This is a genomic window from Clostridium drakei (genome assembly GCF_000633595.2).
GTDB lineage: Bacteria > Bacillota > Clostridia > Clostridiales > Clostridiaceae > Clostridium_AM > Clostridium_AM drakei.
In genome coordinates this window covers 178,104-194,706 of the sequence record NZ_JIBU02000004.1, presented here as the reverse complement: position 1 = coordinate 194,706, position 16,603 = coordinate 178,104, and the positions used below count along the sequence as shown (strand labels likewise).

Annotated in this window: 16 protein-coding genes; 14 read left to right on the top strand and 2 right to left on the bottom strand. The window is 28.1% G+C overall.

Translation table 11 applies throughout. The annotated features are described in order from the left end of the window. The first annotated feature begins 59 nt into the window (after positions 1–59). The gene (locus tag EG57_RS0202715; RefSeq protein ID WP_032075767.1) at positions 60–1,034 is read left to right on the top strand and encodes a 3D domain-containing protein; all 975 of its coding nucleotides are present in this window, start codon (positions 60–62) and stop codon (positions 1,032–1,034) included. Positions 1,035–1,183: 149 nt separating this feature from the next. Here the strand turns inward: EG57_RS0202715 and EG57_RS0202710 are convergent, their stop codons facing one another. Together EG57_RS0202710 and EG57_RS0202705 are read right to left on the bottom strand one after the other, a co-directional pair. After that, on the bottom strand, positions 1,184–1,606 hold the full coding sequence (locus EG57_RS0202710; RefSeq protein WP_032075766.1) for a YaaR family protein: 423 nt from the start codon (positions 1,604–1,606) through the stop codon (positions 1,184–1,186). A 170-nt stretch (positions 1,607–1,776) separates the two neighbouring features. After that, complete coding sequence (locus tag EG57_RS0202705; protein WP_029162040.1) at positions 1,777–1,971, bottom strand: alpha/beta-type small acid-soluble spore protein; 195 nt, start codon at positions 1,969–1,971, stop codon at positions 1,777–1,779. Positions 1,972–2,328: 357 nt separating this feature from the next. Here EG57_RS0202705 and EG57_RS0202700 point away from each other — a divergent pair, with 357 nt between their 5' ends. From EG57_RS0202700 to EG57_RS0202640, 13 genes are all read left to right on the top strand, one after another. Further along, positions 2,329–3,297, top strand: coding sequence for a glycosyltransferase family 2 protein (locus tag EG57_RS0202700; protein WP_032075765.1), 969 nt, complete (start codon positions 2,329–2,331; stop codon positions 3,295–3,297). Beyond that, positions 3,281–3,700 (top strand): GtrA family protein, encoded by a 420-nt coding sequence (locus tag EG57_RS0202695; protein ID WP_032075764.1) that lies wholly within the window; start codon positions 3,281–3,283, stop codon positions 3,698–3,700. The genes EG57_RS0202700 and EG57_RS0202695 overlap by 17 nt, the downstream gene beginning before the upstream one ends. A 74-nt stretch (positions 3,701–3,774) precedes the next feature. Continuing rightward, complete coding sequence (gene galU, locus EG57_RS0202690) at positions 3,775–4,707, top strand: UTP--glucose-1-phosphate uridylyltransferase GalU (protein ID WP_032075763.1); 933 nt, start codon at positions 3,775–3,777, stop codon at positions 4,705–4,707. Positions 4,708–4,875: 168 nt separating this feature from the next. Then, on the top strand, positions 4,876–5,553 hold the full coding sequence (locus tag EG57_RS0202685; protein WP_029162044.1) for a response regulator: 678 nt from the start codon (positions 4,876–4,878) through the stop codon (positions 5,551–5,553). Continuing rightward, a complete protein-coding gene (locus EG57_RS0202680) occupies positions 5,550–7,067 on the top strand; it encodes a sensor histidine kinase (RefSeq protein ID WP_032075762.1) in 1,518 nt (505 codons plus the stop codon). The genes EG57_RS0202685 and EG57_RS0202680 overlap by 4 nt, the downstream gene beginning before the upstream one ends. Positions 7,068–7,166: 99 nt before the next feature. Next, complete coding sequence (locus EG57_RS0202675) at positions 7,167–7,544, top strand: hypothetical protein (protein ID WP_032075761.1); 378 nt, start codon at positions 7,167–7,169, stop codon at positions 7,542–7,544. 210 nt (positions 7,545–7,754) lie between these two features. Next, positions 7,755–8,603 carry a glycerophosphodiester phosphodiesterase family protein gene (locus EG57_RS0202670; RefSeq protein WP_032075760.1) on the top strand — a complete coding sequence of 283 codons (849 nt, stop codon included), beginning with the start codon at positions 7,755–7,757 and terminating at the stop codon, positions 8,601–8,603. 404 nt (positions 8,604–9,007) lie between these two features. Next, a complete protein-coding gene (locus tag EG57_RS0202665; RefSeq protein ID WP_032075759.1) occupies positions 9,008–9,250 on the top strand; it encodes an acyl carrier protein in 243 nt (80 codons plus the stop codon). Next, the gene (locus tag EG57_RS0202660; RefSeq protein ID WP_032075758.1) at positions 9,247–10,755 is read left to right on the top strand and encodes an AMP-binding protein; all 1,509 of its coding nucleotides are present in this window, start codon (positions 9,247–9,249) and stop codon (positions 10,753–10,755) included. The genes EG57_RS0202665 and EG57_RS0202660 overlap by 4 nt, the downstream gene beginning before the upstream one ends. Further along, positions 10,748–11,860, top strand: coding sequence for a LuxE/PaaK family acyltransferase (locus EG57_RS0202655; protein WP_032075757.1), 1,113 nt, complete (start codon positions 10,748–10,750; stop codon positions 11,858–11,860). Before EG57_RS0202660 ends, EG57_RS0202655 begins: the two co-directional genes overlap by 8 nt. Further along, on the top strand, positions 11,857–13,149 hold the full coding sequence (locus EG57_RS0202650; RefSeq protein ID WP_032075756.1) for an acyl-CoA reductase: 1,293 nt from the start codon (positions 11,857–11,859) through the stop codon (positions 13,147–13,149). Before EG57_RS0202655 ends, EG57_RS0202650 begins: the two co-directional genes overlap by 4 nt. Before the next feature lie 191 nt (positions 13,150–13,340). Then, positions 13,341–14,774 carry a sigma-54 interaction domain-containing protein gene (locus tag EG57_RS0202645; RefSeq protein WP_032075755.1) on the top strand — a complete coding sequence of 478 codons (1,434 nt, stop codon included), beginning with the start codon at positions 13,341–13,343 and terminating at the stop codon, positions 14,772–14,774. Positions 14,775–15,124: 350 nt separating this feature from the next. Further along, complete coding sequence (locus EG57_RS0202640) at positions 15,125–16,576, top strand: 4-hydroxyphenylacetate 3-hydroxylase family protein (RefSeq protein WP_032075754.1); 1,452 nt, start codon at positions 15,125–15,127, stop codon at positions 16,574–16,576. Positions 16,577–16,603 lie beyond the last annotated feature (27 nt).

Genomic DNA, 16,603 nt, shown 5'->3' with positions numbered 1-16,603 from the left:
AACATTAACAAGTTTATTACAAAAAAATAACTTGATAACTAGCCTAAGGAGGAATTGTATTGAAGAAAAAAGCGTTATCTGTTGTTATGATGCTAGTATTAACGTTAATGACAAATAGCACTGCTCTTGCTGCTCCAAGCACTAGCGCATCAGATGAATTAAAACAGGTTCAAGACAACAAGAAAGCCTTAGAAACAAAGGTTAATGACTTAAATAAACAAATTGACGAAGTTATGAAAAAAGTTGATAGCAATAAAAAAGATATGAATAAAGTTGCACAAGACATAAAAAATACACAAGCTAAGTTAGATGAGGTGGAAAAGAATTCAAAAATTCAAGATGATTTGTTTAAAAAAAGAGTAAGATCCATGTATGTAAATAACAATGATGGTTATCTTAATGTAATTTTGTCATCAAACAATTTGAGTGATTTTATGTCTAAAATGGATATGATATCAAAAGTAATGAATTTTGACAAAAACCTTATTAATAAGTTAAAAGAACAAAAACAGACAATAACAAATGAAAAAAAGATTTTAGATGATAAGAATGCCAAGTTACAGCAATTAAAGGCAAGTAATGAAAGTGCTTTATTGAGTTTAAATAAGGACATAAAAGCACAAAAAGATCTTTTAGGCCAAGCTAGTGAAAAGGAGAAGCAGTTAGTAGCTGCTCAAAATGTACAAGCTCCTAGCGTTAGTGTAGCTTATCAAAGTGGTACATTATCTCGTGGTATGTCTAAGTCTGTTTCATATTCACAAGTAATAAGTATGAGATCAACTGCCTATTCAGGAGATGCTGTTACTGCTTCAGGAACTGCAACTAGAAGAGATGGAAGTGGTTATAGTACTGTAGCTGTAGATCCTAGAGTTATACCACTAGGCTCTAGACTTTATGTAGAAGGTTATGGCTATGCCATTGCAGATGATACAGGAGGAGCTATTAAAGGAAATAGAATAGATTTGTTCTTTCCAACAGAAGGTGAATGTGAAAGTTGGGGAGTAAGGACTGTTACTGTTTATGTACTTAATTAAAAGTTTATAATAAAAATAGTCCTACTAATTAATATAGGATGAATAAGCAATCGTTTGGATGTTTGCTCAAAGTTAGGCTGTACCATATTGGTACAGCCTTTTAAATTAGTTAAATGCATGTGATTTTATTAAATAATATATGATTATTCCTATTTGTAAATGTCAACCATCAATCCTGTAATATCGTCAATGGTAGCTGCTACGTTTAAGTTATCTTTTTGTTCGCTCATAAGCATTTGAGTAAGCTCTTCTAATTTATTATCTATGGTTTCTACTGTTATAAAATATTGTGTTTGCCAAAAACTTATATCTTTTTTTACACTGTACATATAGTTTAGTATGGAACTAAGATAGTCCTTAATCATTCTCTTATAAGCTTTAACGTCTGCATAGCATTTTGTTATTGCAAGTCTATTTCCCTTTTTCTTTATATTATCAAACATTTCTTTTAGCTGTTCTTCAGATTTTTTTTCCATCTGAGAATTGAAGCTTTGGGAAAAATCTTTTTTTACTGATGTAGTCTTTTTTTCAGTAGTAACTGTAGAAGGTCTGCCTAGTCTAGATATTTCCATAAAATTACCTCCAAATAAAATTTCAACTAAATATATACTTCAAAGACTCACGATTTGACTTATATATATTATATCGTAATTCTTTTAAAACGACAAAAATTATTTAATAAAATTAAATAAGGACCTTGTTCAAAAATTTGAACAAAGCCCTTATTTTTAGATGTACTAAATTATAAACCTTTTTCGTAAGCTTCTACCATTTTTTTAACCATGTTTCCGCCTACTGATCCAGCTTCTCTTGCAGTCAAATCTCCATTGTATCCTTGCTTTAGGTTTACGCCTACTTCATTAGCTGATTCCATTTTGAATTTGTTTAATCCATCCTTTGCTTCTGGAACTAATGCTCTGTTACTTCTACTTGCCATAATAAATTCCTCCTTTTTGAATCTCTATAATATTTTTTGGATTCTATTAAAAGTTTGTACAGTTTTAAAATTATTACTCTATTAAAATAGATGCAAAACATGAAGGATTTTCTACTTTCCTTAAATTTATACTTAAGTTTTATATTTTAAAAGAAAGCAATGAACAAAATACTTATCTTTAAGATAACTTTTTATGTAAATGGTATAAATGTTTTTTTATAATAAATATTTATAGAATTGTATTTAAGTTGTAACTAAACTGTAATAATAGAAGATTACAATAGGCATATAGATTCAAAGAAATGAATAATTTAAATTGAACATATTAAAAATATGTTAATAATTGAGGTGAATTGGATGAATAATAAAATAATGTATTCTATAGTAGTACCCCTATATAATGAGGAACTTGTTGTTCAGGAAACTTATAGAAGATTAAAATCAGTTATGGATAGTACAAAAGAAAATTATGAAATTTTATTTGTTAATGATGGAAGTAAAGATAAAACAGTTGATTTGGTATATGGTATATGTAGAAATGATGAAAAAATAAAGCTTATTAATTTTTCACGAAATTTTGGTCATCAGGCAGCAATAACTGCAGGAATGGATATGTCGTCAGGAGCTGCTGTTGTTGTAATAGATGCAGATCTTCAAGATCCTCCAGAAGTTATTTTAGATATGATTAAAAAATGGAAGGAAGGATATGAAGTCGTTTATGGTAAAAGAGCTAAAAGAGAAGGAGAAACATTTTTTAAGAAATTTACAGCAAAAGCATTTTATAGATTACTAAAAAGTATGACAACTATAGATATTCCAGTTGATACGGGAGATTTTAGACTCATAGATAGAAAAGTATGTAATGCTTTAATATCACTTCCTGAAAAAAATAGATATGTAAGAGGTTTAGTCAGTTGGGTAGGATACAAACAAACTTGTGTTGAATTTGTAAGACAGGAGAGATTTGCTGGAGAGACTAAGTATCCTTTAAAAAAGATGATGAAATTAGCCTTGGATGGTATAACTTCTTTGTCATATAAACCACTAGTTATTTCAGGGTATCTAGGTGTAGTAACTTTTATAACTGGAATATTTTTAACTATTGGTGTTGTTATAAATCAATTGATTAATGGAAAAAATATAGTAAACTTACCACTGATTTTGGCAATAAATATAACTATGTTTGGTTTATTACTTGCTTGTATAGGAATAATGGGTCAGTATATTGGAAGAATTTTTGATGAAAGTAAAGGAAGACCTATATATATAATAGATAGCACAATAAATTATAAGAGAGTTGATAAGAGATATGAAATTAGTTGCTAATATAACGAATTATGTTTTTGATGGAAAGTTTAAATGTTTAAGTAGGTTTTCTTTAGTCGGTATATCAAATACCATTATAGATTTTATAATATTTACAATATTTCAAAGCTTAATTGGAGTAAATTATACTATAAGTCAGGTATTGGGATATAGTTTTGGTGTTGTAAATAGCTTCATATTTAATAAGAAATGGACATTTCAAGGGGGGAAGTCTAATAAAAAGATTTATAATGAATTGTTTCAATTTATTATAGTTAATATAATCTCACTTGCTATTACAGTAATATTTATGAAGCTTTTAGTAAAAGATTTCAGATTAAATGTATATTTAGCAAAAATACTTGTAACATTTATGGCTCAAATAACCAATTTTATTGCATATAAACTTTGGATATTCAACTAAAGTGGAAATATAGAGTTTAAAAAATCAAGTTGAATTTACTTTTCGATGTAGATATAGAGAAAGGAATGATTATTATGAAAGTAAGAAAAGCAATAATTCCAGCAGCTGGATTAGGAACAAGATTTTTACCAGCAACTAAAGCTCAACCTAAAGAAATGATGCCAATAGTAGATAAACCTGCTATTCAATATATAGTTGAAGAAGCTGTTGCTTCAGGAATTGAAGAAATATTAATAATTACAGGAAGAAACAAAAGAGCAATAGAAGATCATTTTGATAAATCTGTTGAACTTGAGGATGAACTGCAAAATAACAATAAGTGTGAATTATTAAAGGCAGTTAAAGAAATAAGTAATATGGCTGATATTTATTATATACGTCAGAAGGAACCTAAGGGTTTAGGTCATGCTATAAGTCGTGCTAGAAATTTTGTAGGAGACGAACCATTCGCTGTAATGTTAGGTGATGATATAGTTGATAGTAGAGTTCCATGTCTTAAACAATTAATGAATTGCTATGATAAATATAAAACTTCTGTTTTAGGAGTTCAGCCAGTTAATAAATCTCAAGTATCTAAATATGGTATTGTTAATGGAATTGAACTTGAAAATAAGGTTTATAAAGTTAATAATATGATAGAAAAACCTAAAGAAGAAGAAGCACCATCAAATATTGCTATTCTTGGAAGATATATTATAACACCTGAGATATTTGAAATACTTGAAAGAACTAAACCTGGTAAGGGTGGGGAAATACAGCTTACAGATGCATTAAAAGAATTATCAAAACAAGAATCTATATATGCTTATTCATTTGAAGGAATAAGATATGATGTTGGAGATAAGTTAGGATTTTTAAAAGCTAACATAGAATATGCTTTAAAACGAGATGAGTTAAAGGAAGATTTGCTATCATATCTTTTATCAATAAAAAGTGTAAATAATGCTAAAATACATGAAGAGATTTATCATAAGTTAGAATCCAGAAAAATGGCCTTGGCTAAATAAAAGTATTATAAGGTGTTGTTGTATTAAGAAGTTTACATTAAGCGATTCTTAGTACGACAGTTCCTTTTTTATATTATAAAATTTATTGAATAATAAGTAGAGTTGTGACAAAATTGTGACAAAAGTGTTCTATAATAAAATATAGTAGTTTTTCATGGAGGAATATTTATGACTAATAAGAAAATATTGGTAGTTGATGACGAACCATTAATAAGAAAACTTGTAACAGATTTTTTGAAAAGAGAAGGGTATATCACTCTTGAAGCAGAAGATGGTCGGAGGGCATTAGATATATTTTCATTTGAAAAAGATATAGATTTAGTAATTCTTGATGTGATGTTACCTGAATATGATGGGTGGACTGTATGCAGAGAAATAAGAAAGAAATCTAGTACACCTATTATAATGTTAACTGCAAGAGGAGAGGAATTTGATGAACTCTTTGGTTTTGACATAGGAGCAGATGAATATATTGCAAAACCATTTAGTCCTAATATATTAATGGCTAGAGTAAATGCTGTGTTAAGAAGAGCTGTTCCAGTAGATAGTAAAACCAAGGAATTTAATGGATTAATTATTGACGAAAATGCTCATGAAGTTAATATTAATGATTGTCAAATTGATTTAAGTCCTAAAGAATATGATTTATTAATGTATCTTACTGAGAATTATGGTAAAGCTGTAAGTAGAGAACAGATATTAGATAAAGTATGGGGATATGATTATTATGGAGATTTAAGAACTGTAGATACTCATATAAATAGATTGAGAATAAAATTAGACTCAAAAAGTAATTATGTACAAACGGTGAGGGGCTATGGATATAGATTTGAGGTAGAAAAATGATTAAATCTATAAGAGCAAAGCTATTTTTATCTATAACTTTATTACTAATATGTTTTATTTCAGCTTTATGGATATTAAATAGTATGTATCTTGAAAAGTATTATATAGATAAAAAGAAAAATATACTTCAAAAAAATGCTCAGAACTTAGTAAATATATATAAAGGAAACGTAAGTGATATACAAAATGAATTGGATAGAACAGCTAATATAACAGGAAGTAATATTGATATACGAGATAAAAATGGCAAAATAATTTATATGTCTTCAAGAAGACCACCAGAAGAAAAAAGTACGAATAATGTCAATGATAAAAATCAAGCGAAGCCTCCACCAGATAAACCACATAATGTGGATGATTATGATAATAAAGTAAAACAATATCCAGTAGGTAAAGGTATGTTTGAGTATAGAACTGATGTTCAAATGAAAATAGATTTTCTTACTCTTGTAGTAAAGCTTAGTACTGGAGATATAATGGCTATAAGGGTACCTTTAGTTTCTATAAAAGAAAGTGTGGATATTGCAAATCGGTTTGTTATAATAATCGGTTTTGTGATAATATTCTTTGGAAGTATATGGGCTTATTTATTTTCAAGGAAATTTACAAAGCCAATATTAGAAGTAAATAATATTGCACGAAACATGGCCAAATTTGATTTTAGTAAAAAATGTAGTATAAGTGGTAATAATGAAATTGGACAATTAGGGAGAAGTGTCAATTATCTTTCAGAAGAATTAGATACAGCAATTACGGAATTAAATGAAAAAAATCAAAAATTAGAAGAAGATATTGAAAAAGAAAGAAAAATAGATGAAATGAGAAAAGAGTTTATATCCAGTGTTTCTCATGAATTAAGAACGCCATTGTCTTTAATACAAGGATATGCAGAAGGTCTTATCAGCAATGTAAATGAAAGTGAAGAAGATAGAAATTTTTATTGTGATGTTATTATGCAAGAAACAATTAAAATGAATAAATTAGTAAGAGATTTATTAAACTTATCCCAAATTGAATCAGGATATTTTCAAATTGACAAAAGTGAATTTGATATAACATATTTAATAAATTATATGCTTACTAAATATAAATCTATATTTACAGAAAAAAATGTTAATGTAAATACTGAACTTTTAGGTGAAAATTGTATTGTATATGGAGATATGGTAAGAATTGAACAAGTACTTACAAATTATATAAATAATGCGATCAATCATGTTGATGAAAATAGAATTATAAGAATAACCAGCAGCATTAATAGTAATAAAGTAAGGGTTAATGTATTTAATACTGGAAAGCATATACCAGAAGATTCACTTAAAAAGCTATGGAACAGCTTTTACAAAGTGGATAAATCAAGAACAAGAGCCTATGGTGGATATGGATTGGGGCTCTCTATAGTAAAGGCCATTCAAGACCTTCATAAGAGTGCTTATGGTGTAGAAAATGTTGAATATGGGGTAAGTTTTTGGTTTGAGATAGATAAAGTAAAAGATACAAATTTACAAGTATAAATTATATTAGAATAATTATGGAAATTCGGAGAAATGATTAGTTATAATATTTTTCTGAAAATACCTTAATAATAACAATCAAAATGGGGGAAATATATTATGAGTATTTCAGGAGTTTCATCAATGTCATCAAATTTAGCAATATCATCCCAAAAATCTAGTGGTAGTACTAGCAGCAGCTCAAGTAGTAGTAGTCTTGAACAACAAAGATCTAGTATTGAGCAGCAAATACAGCAAGAAAATTCAAGTAATGATAGCTCAGAGATAAAACAACAAAAAATTCAAGCATTGCAGGCTGAATTGCAACAGATTGAGGCTCAAATTCAGCAAACACAGCAAACACAACAAACACAACAAACACAGCAGGTAAGTAAATTAATTGAAACATCTAACAATCAATCAGAATCAGTACAAAGTATGAATAATGAATCAAAAAGTAATAGCAATAGTAATAGTATAATAGATGTATATGCTTAATTGATGGATTATAATAAAGTTTTATTTATATGTAAAAGGGGTAATTTTACCTCTTTTATTTTTATATTCATTTTGAAATGTAAAATTAATGTAAATAAAATTAAGATATTCTTAAGAATTATGTAAGATTAATATAATAAGTTCATGGTATTATATAATTAAAATAGTAGAATGTAAATTGTTTGTTAAAAATAGAGGGGACTAAATTATATGAAAATAAATTATATTAATAGAAAAAGTGAAATACTAATGATTACTAGTATAATAGTTGTATTTCTATTATCTTTATTAGCAGGTTTTAAATTAGCTTCACAGCAAAAGAGTAAGAGTACTGGGGTTTATGTAACTGATGTTCCAGTTAAAATAATAGCTCATAGAGGAAGTAGTAGACGTGCTCCTGAAAATACAGTAAGCTCTATTTTATGTTCAGTAGAAGATAAAGCTGATTATGCAGAATTGGATGTACAACAGACTAAAGATGGTGTAGTTGTATTAATGCATGATAAAAATTTGAAAAGAGTTTCTAAATTAAATAAAAATGTTGAAGAGACTAATTATAAAAACATTGAGGAATTAAGTGTTTATGGAAGTAACTCTAAAAAATTTAAGGATGAGAAAATCCCCAAATTAGATGAAATAGTAAAGAAAACCAAAGGAAAAATAAAATTAGATATAGAAATAAAATCTTATGGAAATGATGTTAATCTACCAGAAAAAGTAGTTAAGATCATTGAAGATAACAATGTTGTAGATAGTTCAATGGTATGTTCATTTGATTACAGAGTTTTGCAAAAGGTAAAAAAGCTAAATCCTAAAATCCAAATAGGATATATAACTTGCTCTAATAGTGATGATATATTTAAGTTAAAAGATGTAGATTTCTACAGTGTTAACAATGCTAAAGTCAACAAAGAGTTAATAGATAAAGTACATAGAAGAAATAAAAAAATTCATGTTTGGACAGTAGACAATGTTAAAGATATGAATAAATTTATAAAAATGGGGGTTGACGGAATTATCACAGACTACCCAGAAAAACTAAGAGCTATATTAATGTAATGTTTTATATTAATATAGCTCTTAAAAATTTTTGATTTTTATCTACTTATGCAAAGTAGAAACAAGATGCATATTATCAACGGAAATTTGTAAATGTTTTTGGATGTACAGGTTATCTGATATTTAGGCATAAATTTAACGTTAAGTAAAAATAAAATTGTAATAATGCATCAGAAACAAATTTAAGTGTTAACTTTTTGCTGAATTATATGTTGATGCATTTGTTAGTTTAGTAGCATTAGAAGAACTTATTCGGGTGTGTAGCAGTGCTTATAACTAACTTGAAGAACATAGGGGTATTAGCAACGGTAACAGTGGGATGAAATGTATATGATTAAGTGCTGTGGTATAAAAATTGCGTATATACTTCTATAAAAATGTACAAATAGTAGGAGGTAATTTTTATGAGTAATTTGGAGAAGTTAAATAAAATAATTTCTGATGCCTTAAATATAAAAAATATAGAGAAAGTAACGGATGAAATGGGTCCAGATGAAATAGAAGATTGGGATTCTTTAGCTCATGTAGAGCTTGTAAACGGTATAGAAGAAGGATTCGGGATTAACCTTGAAGTAGTTGACATATCAAAAATGTACACTATAGGTGATGTGAAAAAAATATTAAAAAAATATGGAGTTGAAATATGACCTTTACGGATTATGTTTTTGAAAAGTCCTTTAATTTAGAAAAAACAGCAGTAATAGATGATAAAGAAACAAAAGTAAGCTATAGAGAAATATATATAAATATAAATCGTGTAACAAATTTATTAGCTGAAAAAAAATATAATAAGAAAGATAGTGTACTTATAGTATCTGATAACTGTCAATTTTTCATAACAACTTATTTTGGAATTATTAAAAGTGGAAGTATTTGTGTACCTATAAATCCTGTAACTTCTAGTGAAGATATAAAATATATTATTGATATATTAGAAATAAAGCTAGTTTTTGTACAGAAAAAGTATAAAGCTAAAATACAGAATATAATTAATGATGATGTTGAGCTTTATACTGAAAAAGATTTAGAAACTATTAAATTTAATGGAGTATTAGATGTAAACAACAACATTAATATAAAAGAAGATACATCAGTAATTATGTTTACTTCAGGGTCTACAGATAAGCCTAAGGGTGTAATGCTTACACATTATAATTTAATATATAATACTGAATCTATAGTAGACTACTTAAATTTAACAGAAAAAGATATTATAGAGGTTGTACTTCCTTTTTACTATTGTTATGGAACTTCTTTGCTTAATACACATTTTAGATGTGGTGGTACTGTTGTAATAAACAATAAATTTATGTTTCCACAAAGTGTTGTAGAGCATATAAATAAGTACAAATGTACTGGGTTTGCAGGTGTTCCAAGTACTTATCAAATATTACTTCGAATGACAAATTTTAAAGAATGTAAATTCCCTTCATTAAGATATATAACTCAGGCCGGAGGAAGATTACCGGAAGTTTTTATAAAAGAATTAAGCGATACACTTAGAAATGTGGATATTTACATTATGTATGGACAAACTGAAGCTACAGCAAGATTATCATATCTTCCACCTTCTAAAATTAAAAGTAAACTGGGGTCTATTGGCAAAGGAATTCCGGGAACAGAGATTAAAGTATTAAATAAAAATGGGGTAGAAGTTAAACCTGGTGAAGTAGGTGAAGTAGTAGCTAAAGGTGAAAACATAATGAAGGGATATTTTAATGACAAAGAAAGTACTGAAAAAGTTATAAAGGCAGGATTACTTTATACAGGAGATTTAGCCACTGTTGATGAAGATGGATATGTGTATATAGTATCAAGAGAAAAAAATATAATAAAAAGCGGTGGAAACAGAATAAGTCCTAAAGAAATCGAAAACTTAATAGTTAAGATACCAGAAGTAGTGGAGTGTGTAGTTATAGGAATAGAAGATGATGTGCTTGGAGAAGCAGTAAAGGCTTTTGTAGTATTAAAATCAAAGGAAGTTAGCTTAGATTTCAAATTTATAGTTGATTATTGTAAAAATAAGTTGCCAAAATATAAGGTGCCTAAATATGTAGAATTTTTAGATACACTACCTAAAAATTCTTCTGGGAAAGTTTTATTAAAGGTTTTAAAAGATAAGGAAAAGCGGGAGACGCGGCGTTATGATTAACAAAGATTTTATACAGGATATTGTATTAGCTAATCAATTTGAAATATCTCAAAATGACAAAGAAGAAAAGTTATTAAAAATTATAAAAGAACAATTAGAAAATTTTAGTATAAATTCTAATTTAAGAGCTATGTATAAAAAGAGCGGGATAGATATTTCTAAAATTTCTAAATTAGAAGAAGTTCCATTTATACCTGTTAATATGTTTAAAGAGTTTGATCTTTCAATTTGTTCTAAGGAAGATGTAATAAGAATATTAAATTCCAGTGCTACAACAACTGGAAAACCTAGTAAAATATACTTAGATAAAACTACATCTTTACATCAAACTCAAGGATTAATATCTACCTTGGTAAGTTTTTTAGGAACAAAAAGAAGACCTATGCTTATTATAGATGACAAGAATATAAATGGACAAAGTGGTGTTTTGACCGCTAGAGGTGCAGCCATAAGAGGTGTGAGCAGTTTTGCAAGCAAGATAACTTATGTAATGGAAAAATGTAATGACAATTTAAAATTAAATATAGATAAACTTAAAGAATTTGAAAGTACCTATAAAGATAGAGAAATTTTGGTGTATGGTTTTACTTATATAATATGGTCTAAATTTGTGAAAGTTTTAGAAGAAAAAGGGATTAATTTATCTTTACCTAACTTAAAGCTTTTACATAGTGGAGGCTGGAAAAGGCTTAATTCTGAAAAGGTTCAGAAAGAAGAATTTATGAGGAGAACAGCAAAAGTATTTGGTACTAACATGAGAAACATAATAGATTTCTATGGAATGGTAGAACAAGTAGGAGTTGTTTTTGTAGATTGTGAATATGGACATAAGCATGTTCCAGATTTTGCAGAGGTTATAATAAGAGATATTAATAGTTTAGAGGAAGTTAAGCCTGGTGAACAGGGAATTATAGAAGTTATGAGTATTTTAGGATCAAGCTATCCATCTCAAGCTATTTTAACAGAAGATATAGGAGAATTAGTTGGCATAGATAGTTGTAAATGCGGAAGAAAAGGTAAATATTTTAAGTTCAAATCCAGAGTAGAGAAAGCTGAAACTAGAGGATGCGGAGATACTTTTGCAGAAAGGGAAAATATTAAATGATAACTTGTTATTCATTAAATGGAAAAATATATAATGAAGGAATAAAATTTAATAACTTAGATAATATATATTCTTCACTAAAAAATAACTTAAATTTGTTAAGGGATATACCAATAGAAGTTATTATTTTGTTGTTAGATGAGTATAGTAAAAAAATATGTTTAAATAAAGATATTTTAAAAATAGAAGGAGCAGCATTCCTTTCTTTCTATTTTAAAAGAAAAAACATTGATAAATTGATAAATGATAGTTTAGGAGATAAAAGTTATTTAGATAAATTTATTGAAAAGGGAAATGGTAAGTTTATTAAAGCACAAGGACGAGGAATTGCTTGCCATTGGATAGCAGGAAATGTACCTACACTTATGTTTTATTCAATCTTTCAAGCAATAATAGCTAAAAACTCTAATATTGTAAGAGTTCCTAAGGCTAACATCAAGTTAGTGCTAAAACTGATGGAGCCTTTAAAAGACATAGAAATAGAATGCAATTCTAAGAAATATTCTTCAAAAGATATATTGAAGAATATTTCGCTTGTATACTTTAACAGCAGCGATAAATTGTTAAATGAAAATATGTCCAGAGCAGCTGATATAAGAATAATATGGGGAGGAGAACAAGCAGTAAATGTTATTAGCAGCTTGCAAAAGAAAACTACTTGTAAAGATGTTATTTTTGGACCTAAATATTCTTTTGCTGTTTTTGATAAAGGTGTAATAGAAAGTAAAGATTGCAGTAATTATATGGATAGATTTGTAAAAGATGTGGCTGTCTTTGAACAAAAGGCATGTACATCACCTCAAGTACTATTTATAGAAAAAAGTAAAATACCTTTAGATGAAACTATGAAAAAGTTATGCAGCAGTTTTGAAAAATTGAATAAGAGATATCCTAATATTTTAGATGAAAGTACTTCTTCGAAAATTATAAATACAAGAGGTCAATATAGTCTTAGTCTAAATAAGAATTTATATTGTAGTAAAGGTCTTGATTATACAATTTTAATAAATAATGAAATAAGTTTGGAGGAACCTCTAGGTGGAAGATGTTTGTTCGTAAAAGAAATAGAAAGTGTATTTGATATAAAAAATTTAATCACAAATAGAATACAAACTATAGGTGTAGCTTTCAAAGATAAAAATAAAATGGTACAGTTTGGAGAACTTGTAACGCCATTGGGAGCAGATAGGGTCGTAAGTGTTGGATTGATGAATATATATGATTATCCGTGGGATGGATATTTCGTAATAAATGAACTTGTGAGATGGTGTGCAGTTAATACTAATTAGAAAGATGATAATATATATATAATGAACTATACAAAATTAAAGTTAAATTTTTAGCTTTAATTTATGTATAGTTTTTTAAATTTTGTGTTGAAAGATTTTCTGAATTTTAATAATTATGACACTTGTTTTAAAGTTGTAGTATAATATCATTAATTGTAGGTTTTTTAACAAAATGGAAGGAAGGTAATTCTATGGAAAACAGGAATTTATTAAATTTCAGTGAGTTATTAAATGGTGATGATGAAACTTTAAAGCTAAGAATAAAGAGTTTGTACAATATAATTGAATGCTCTTATGATGGAATATACATAACAGATGGACAAGCAAATACTATATTCTTAAACAGTGCCTATGAAAAAATTACAGGAATGAAAAAAGAAGAAATGCTATGGAACAATATGATTGAGATTGAGAAAAACGGATATATATCAAAATCAGCTACACTTATGGTATTAAAGACCAAGAAAAGTATAACAATTGAACAAAAATTTAAAACAGGAAAGAAAGTATTGGTGTCTAGTAACCCTATTTTTGATGAAGAAGCTAATATAGTTATGGTAGTTACTAATGTAAGAGATGTTACAGATTTATATGAGTTAAAAGAACAATTAGATAAGAAAGAAAATCTAGCACAAAAATATTATTCTCAAGTAGAAGCGATGAGAAGACAGCTTTTGAATTTTTCAGATATTGTTGCTGAAGATGAAAATATGTTAAAAATTTTGACTATGTGTAAAAAGGTTGCTAACGTAGACACTACAGTACTTTTGCTTGGAGAAACTGGAGTAGGAAAAGAGGAAATATCTAAATATATACACAAAAACAGTAGTAGAAGTAATAAAGGTTTTATAAAGGTAAATTGTGGTGCTATACCTGAGAATCTTATAGAATCAGAGCTTTTTGGATATGAAAAAGGGGCTTTTACAGGTGCAAGTAAGGAAGGGAAAATTGGTCTTTTTGAACTGGCTGATAGTGGTACTATTTTTTTAGATGAGGTTGGGGAATTACCATTAGATATGCAGGTAAAACTACTTAGAGTTCTCCAAGAAGGTGAGATTAAGAGAGTAGGTTCAATAAAGACAACTAAAGTTAATGTAAGAGTCATTGCCGCTACTAATAGAAATTTAGAAGATATGGTAAGTAAAAAAACTTTTAGAGAGGATTTGTACTATAGATTAAATGTTGTGCCTATTACAATTATACCTCTTAGGGAAAGAAAAAATGATATTGAACCTTTGATAGTACATTTCCTTAATAAATTTAATAAAAAGTATAACTTCAATAAAAGCATTACAGAAGGAGCTATGCAGCAGTTAAAAAAATATAAATGGCCAGGAAATGTTAGAGAACTAAAAAATATAATAGAAAGAGTTATAATCATGAGTTCTGATAATAAGATAATTAGAAGTGATTTACCAATAAAGGATAATAATTCAAATTTCAATATTGATGATAGAAATTGTACGTTAAAGGAAGCAATTGAAAATTTAGAAGTTAGACTTATGAAGAATGCCTTTGAAAAGCATGGAAATGTTAGAGCAGCAGCTAATGAATTAGGTATAGATCCATCTACTTTTGTAAGAAAGAGAATAAAATATAAGAAAAAATCAATGTTGCAAAAGTAAACTTCGGTGCAATTTTACACATGCATTAGAAATAGCCATTTATTAAATTATTGATGAGATAATGCAACAATTTTCTGATTTTATATTAATTAGATTGAAAATATTTATATTAACATTTTATATGAAAAATATTATTTTAAAGGTGTAATTTATTAGTTTTAATAAATTACATCTTTAATTTTAAGTATAAAAGCTCTTAAATAAGTAGGTAAAGCCTTAGTTTTCAACTTTTACTTTATGATTTTTCTGAAAAGTACCTATGTCTTGTGAAAAAGTTGGCATTATAATTGCTGAATATATAAGCAAGAAAATAAAAATTATATTTTAAAGTATGAAAGGAATGATTTTAAATGGCTTTAATGACAGGAGAACAATATGTAGAAAGTTTAAGAAAGCTAAAATTACAAGTTTATTTATTAGGAGAAAAGATAGATAATCCAGTGGACAATCCAATACTTCGCCCATCACTTAATTCAGTAAAAATGACTTACGATTTAGCACAATTACCTGAGTATGAAGATTTAATGACTACGAAATCAAGTCTTACAGGAGCAAAAATAAATAGATTTACTCATTTACATCAAAGTGCAGAAGACTTAGTAAAGAAAGTTAAAATGCAAAGATTATGTGGACAAAAAACTGCGGCATGTTTCCAAAGATGTGTTGGTATGGATGCCTTTAATGCGACATATAGTACTACTTATGAAATAGATAAGGAACATAATACAAAATATCATGAGAACTTTAAAAAGTTTTTACAGTATGTTCAAGAAAACGATTTAACTGTAGATGGAGCTATGACAGATCCAAAAGGAGATAGGGGTTTATCACCAAGCAAACAAGTTGATCCAGATTTATATTTAAGAGTTGTTGAAAGAAGACCAGATGGTATTGTAGTGAGAGGAGCAAAAGCACATCAAACAGGTATATGTAATTCTCATGAAGTTTTAGTAATGCCAACTATTGCAATGAGACCAGAAGATAAGGATTATGCGGTAGCATTTTCAGTACCAACAGATACAAAAGGAATAACAATGATAGTTGGTAGACAATCATGTGATACTAGAAAAATTGAAAAAGATACAGATATAGATGTTGGTAACAAAGAGTTTGGAGGAGTAGAAGCTCTAACAGTATTTGATGATGTATTTGTACCAAATGATAGAATTTTCTTAAATGGCGAAACTGAATTTGCAGGAATGTTAGTTGAAAGATTTGCAGGATATCATAGACAAAGCTATGGTGGATGTAAAGTTGGAGTTGGTGACGTATTAATAGGAGCTGCTGCACTTGCTGCTGACTATAATGGAGCTGCAAAGGCATCACATCTAAAGGATAAATTAATAGAAATGATGCACTTAAATGAAACATTATATGCTTGTGGAATTGCATGTTCAGCTGAAGGATATCCAACAAAAGCAGGAAATTATCAAATAGATTTATTATTAGCTAATGTATGTAAGCAAAATGTAACAAGGTTCCCATATGAAATAGTTAGATTAGCAGAAGATATAGCAGGTGGACTTATGGTTACTATGCCATCTGAAAAGGATTACCATAGTCCTGTTGTTGGAAAATATGTAGAAAAATATTTAGTAGGAGTAGCATCTGTACCAGTAGAAGATAGGATGAAGGTATTAAGATTACTTGAAAATCTATGTCTTGGTACAGCAGCAGTAGGTTATAGAACTGAATCAATGCATGGAGCAGGTTCACCACAAGCCCAAAGAATAATGATTTCAAGACAAGGAAACTTAGGCAAAAAGAAAGAATTAGCAAAGGCTATAGCTAGAATCAAATAAAAAATTGGGGTGCATTGCACCCCCCTT

Excerpts from the sequence above, each read along its gene's own strand:
- EG57_RS0202710 (WP_032075766.1), bottom strand. The coding sequence starts at position 1,606 with ATGGAAATATCTAGACTAGGCAGACCTTCTACAGTTACTACTGAAAAA.
- EG57_RS0202705 (WP_029162040.1), bottom strand. The coding sequence starts at position 1,971 with ATGGCAAGTAGAAGTAACAGAGCATTAGTTCCAGAAGCAAAGGATGGA.
- EG57_RS0202700 (WP_032075765.1), top strand. The coding sequence starts at position 2,329 with ATGAATAATAAAATAATGTATTCTATAGTAGTACCCCTATATAATGAG.
- EG57_RS0202695 (WP_032075764.1), top strand. The coding sequence starts at position 3,281 with ATGAAATTAGTTGCTAATATAACGAATTATGTTTTTGATGGAAAGTTT.
- galU (WP_032075763.1), top strand. The coding sequence starts at position 3,775 with ATGAAAGTAAGAAAAGCAATAATTCCAGCAGCTGGATTAGGAACAAGA.
- EG57_RS0202685 (WP_029162044.1), top strand. The coding sequence starts at position 4,876 with ATGACTAATAAGAAAATATTGGTAGTTGATGACGAACCATTAATAAGA.
- EG57_RS0202680 (WP_032075762.1), top strand. The coding sequence starts at position 5,550 with ATGATTAAATCTATAAGAGCAAAGCTATTTTTATCTATAACTTTATTA.
- EG57_RS0202675 (WP_032075761.1), top strand. The coding sequence starts at position 7,167 with ATGAGTATTTCAGGAGTTTCATCAATGTCATCAAATTTAGCAATATCA.
- EG57_RS0202670 (WP_032075760.1), top strand. The coding sequence starts at position 7,755 with ATGAAAATAAATTATATTAATAGAAAAAGTGAAATACTAATGATTACT.
- EG57_RS0202665 (WP_032075759.1), top strand. The coding sequence starts at position 9,008 with ATGAGTAATTTGGAGAAGTTAAATAAAATAATTTCTGATGCCTTAAAT.
- EG57_RS0202660 (WP_032075758.1), top strand. The coding sequence starts at position 9,247 with ATGACCTTTACGGATTATGTTTTTGAAAAGTCCTTTAATTTAGAAAAA.
- EG57_RS0202655 (WP_032075757.1), top strand. The coding sequence starts at position 10,748 with ATGATTAACAAAGATTTTATACAGGATATTGTATTAGCTAATCAATTT.
- EG57_RS0202650 (WP_032075756.1), top strand. The coding sequence starts at position 11,857 with ATGATAACTTGTTATTCATTAAATGGAAAAATATATAATGAAGGAATA.
- EG57_RS0202645 (WP_032075755.1), top strand. The coding sequence starts at position 13,341 with ATGGAAAACAGGAATTTATTAAATTTCAGTGAGTTATTAAATGGTGAT.
- EG57_RS0202640 (WP_032075754.1), top strand. The coding sequence starts at position 15,125 with ATGGCTTTAATGACAGGAGAACAATATGTAGAAAGTTTAAGAAAGCTA.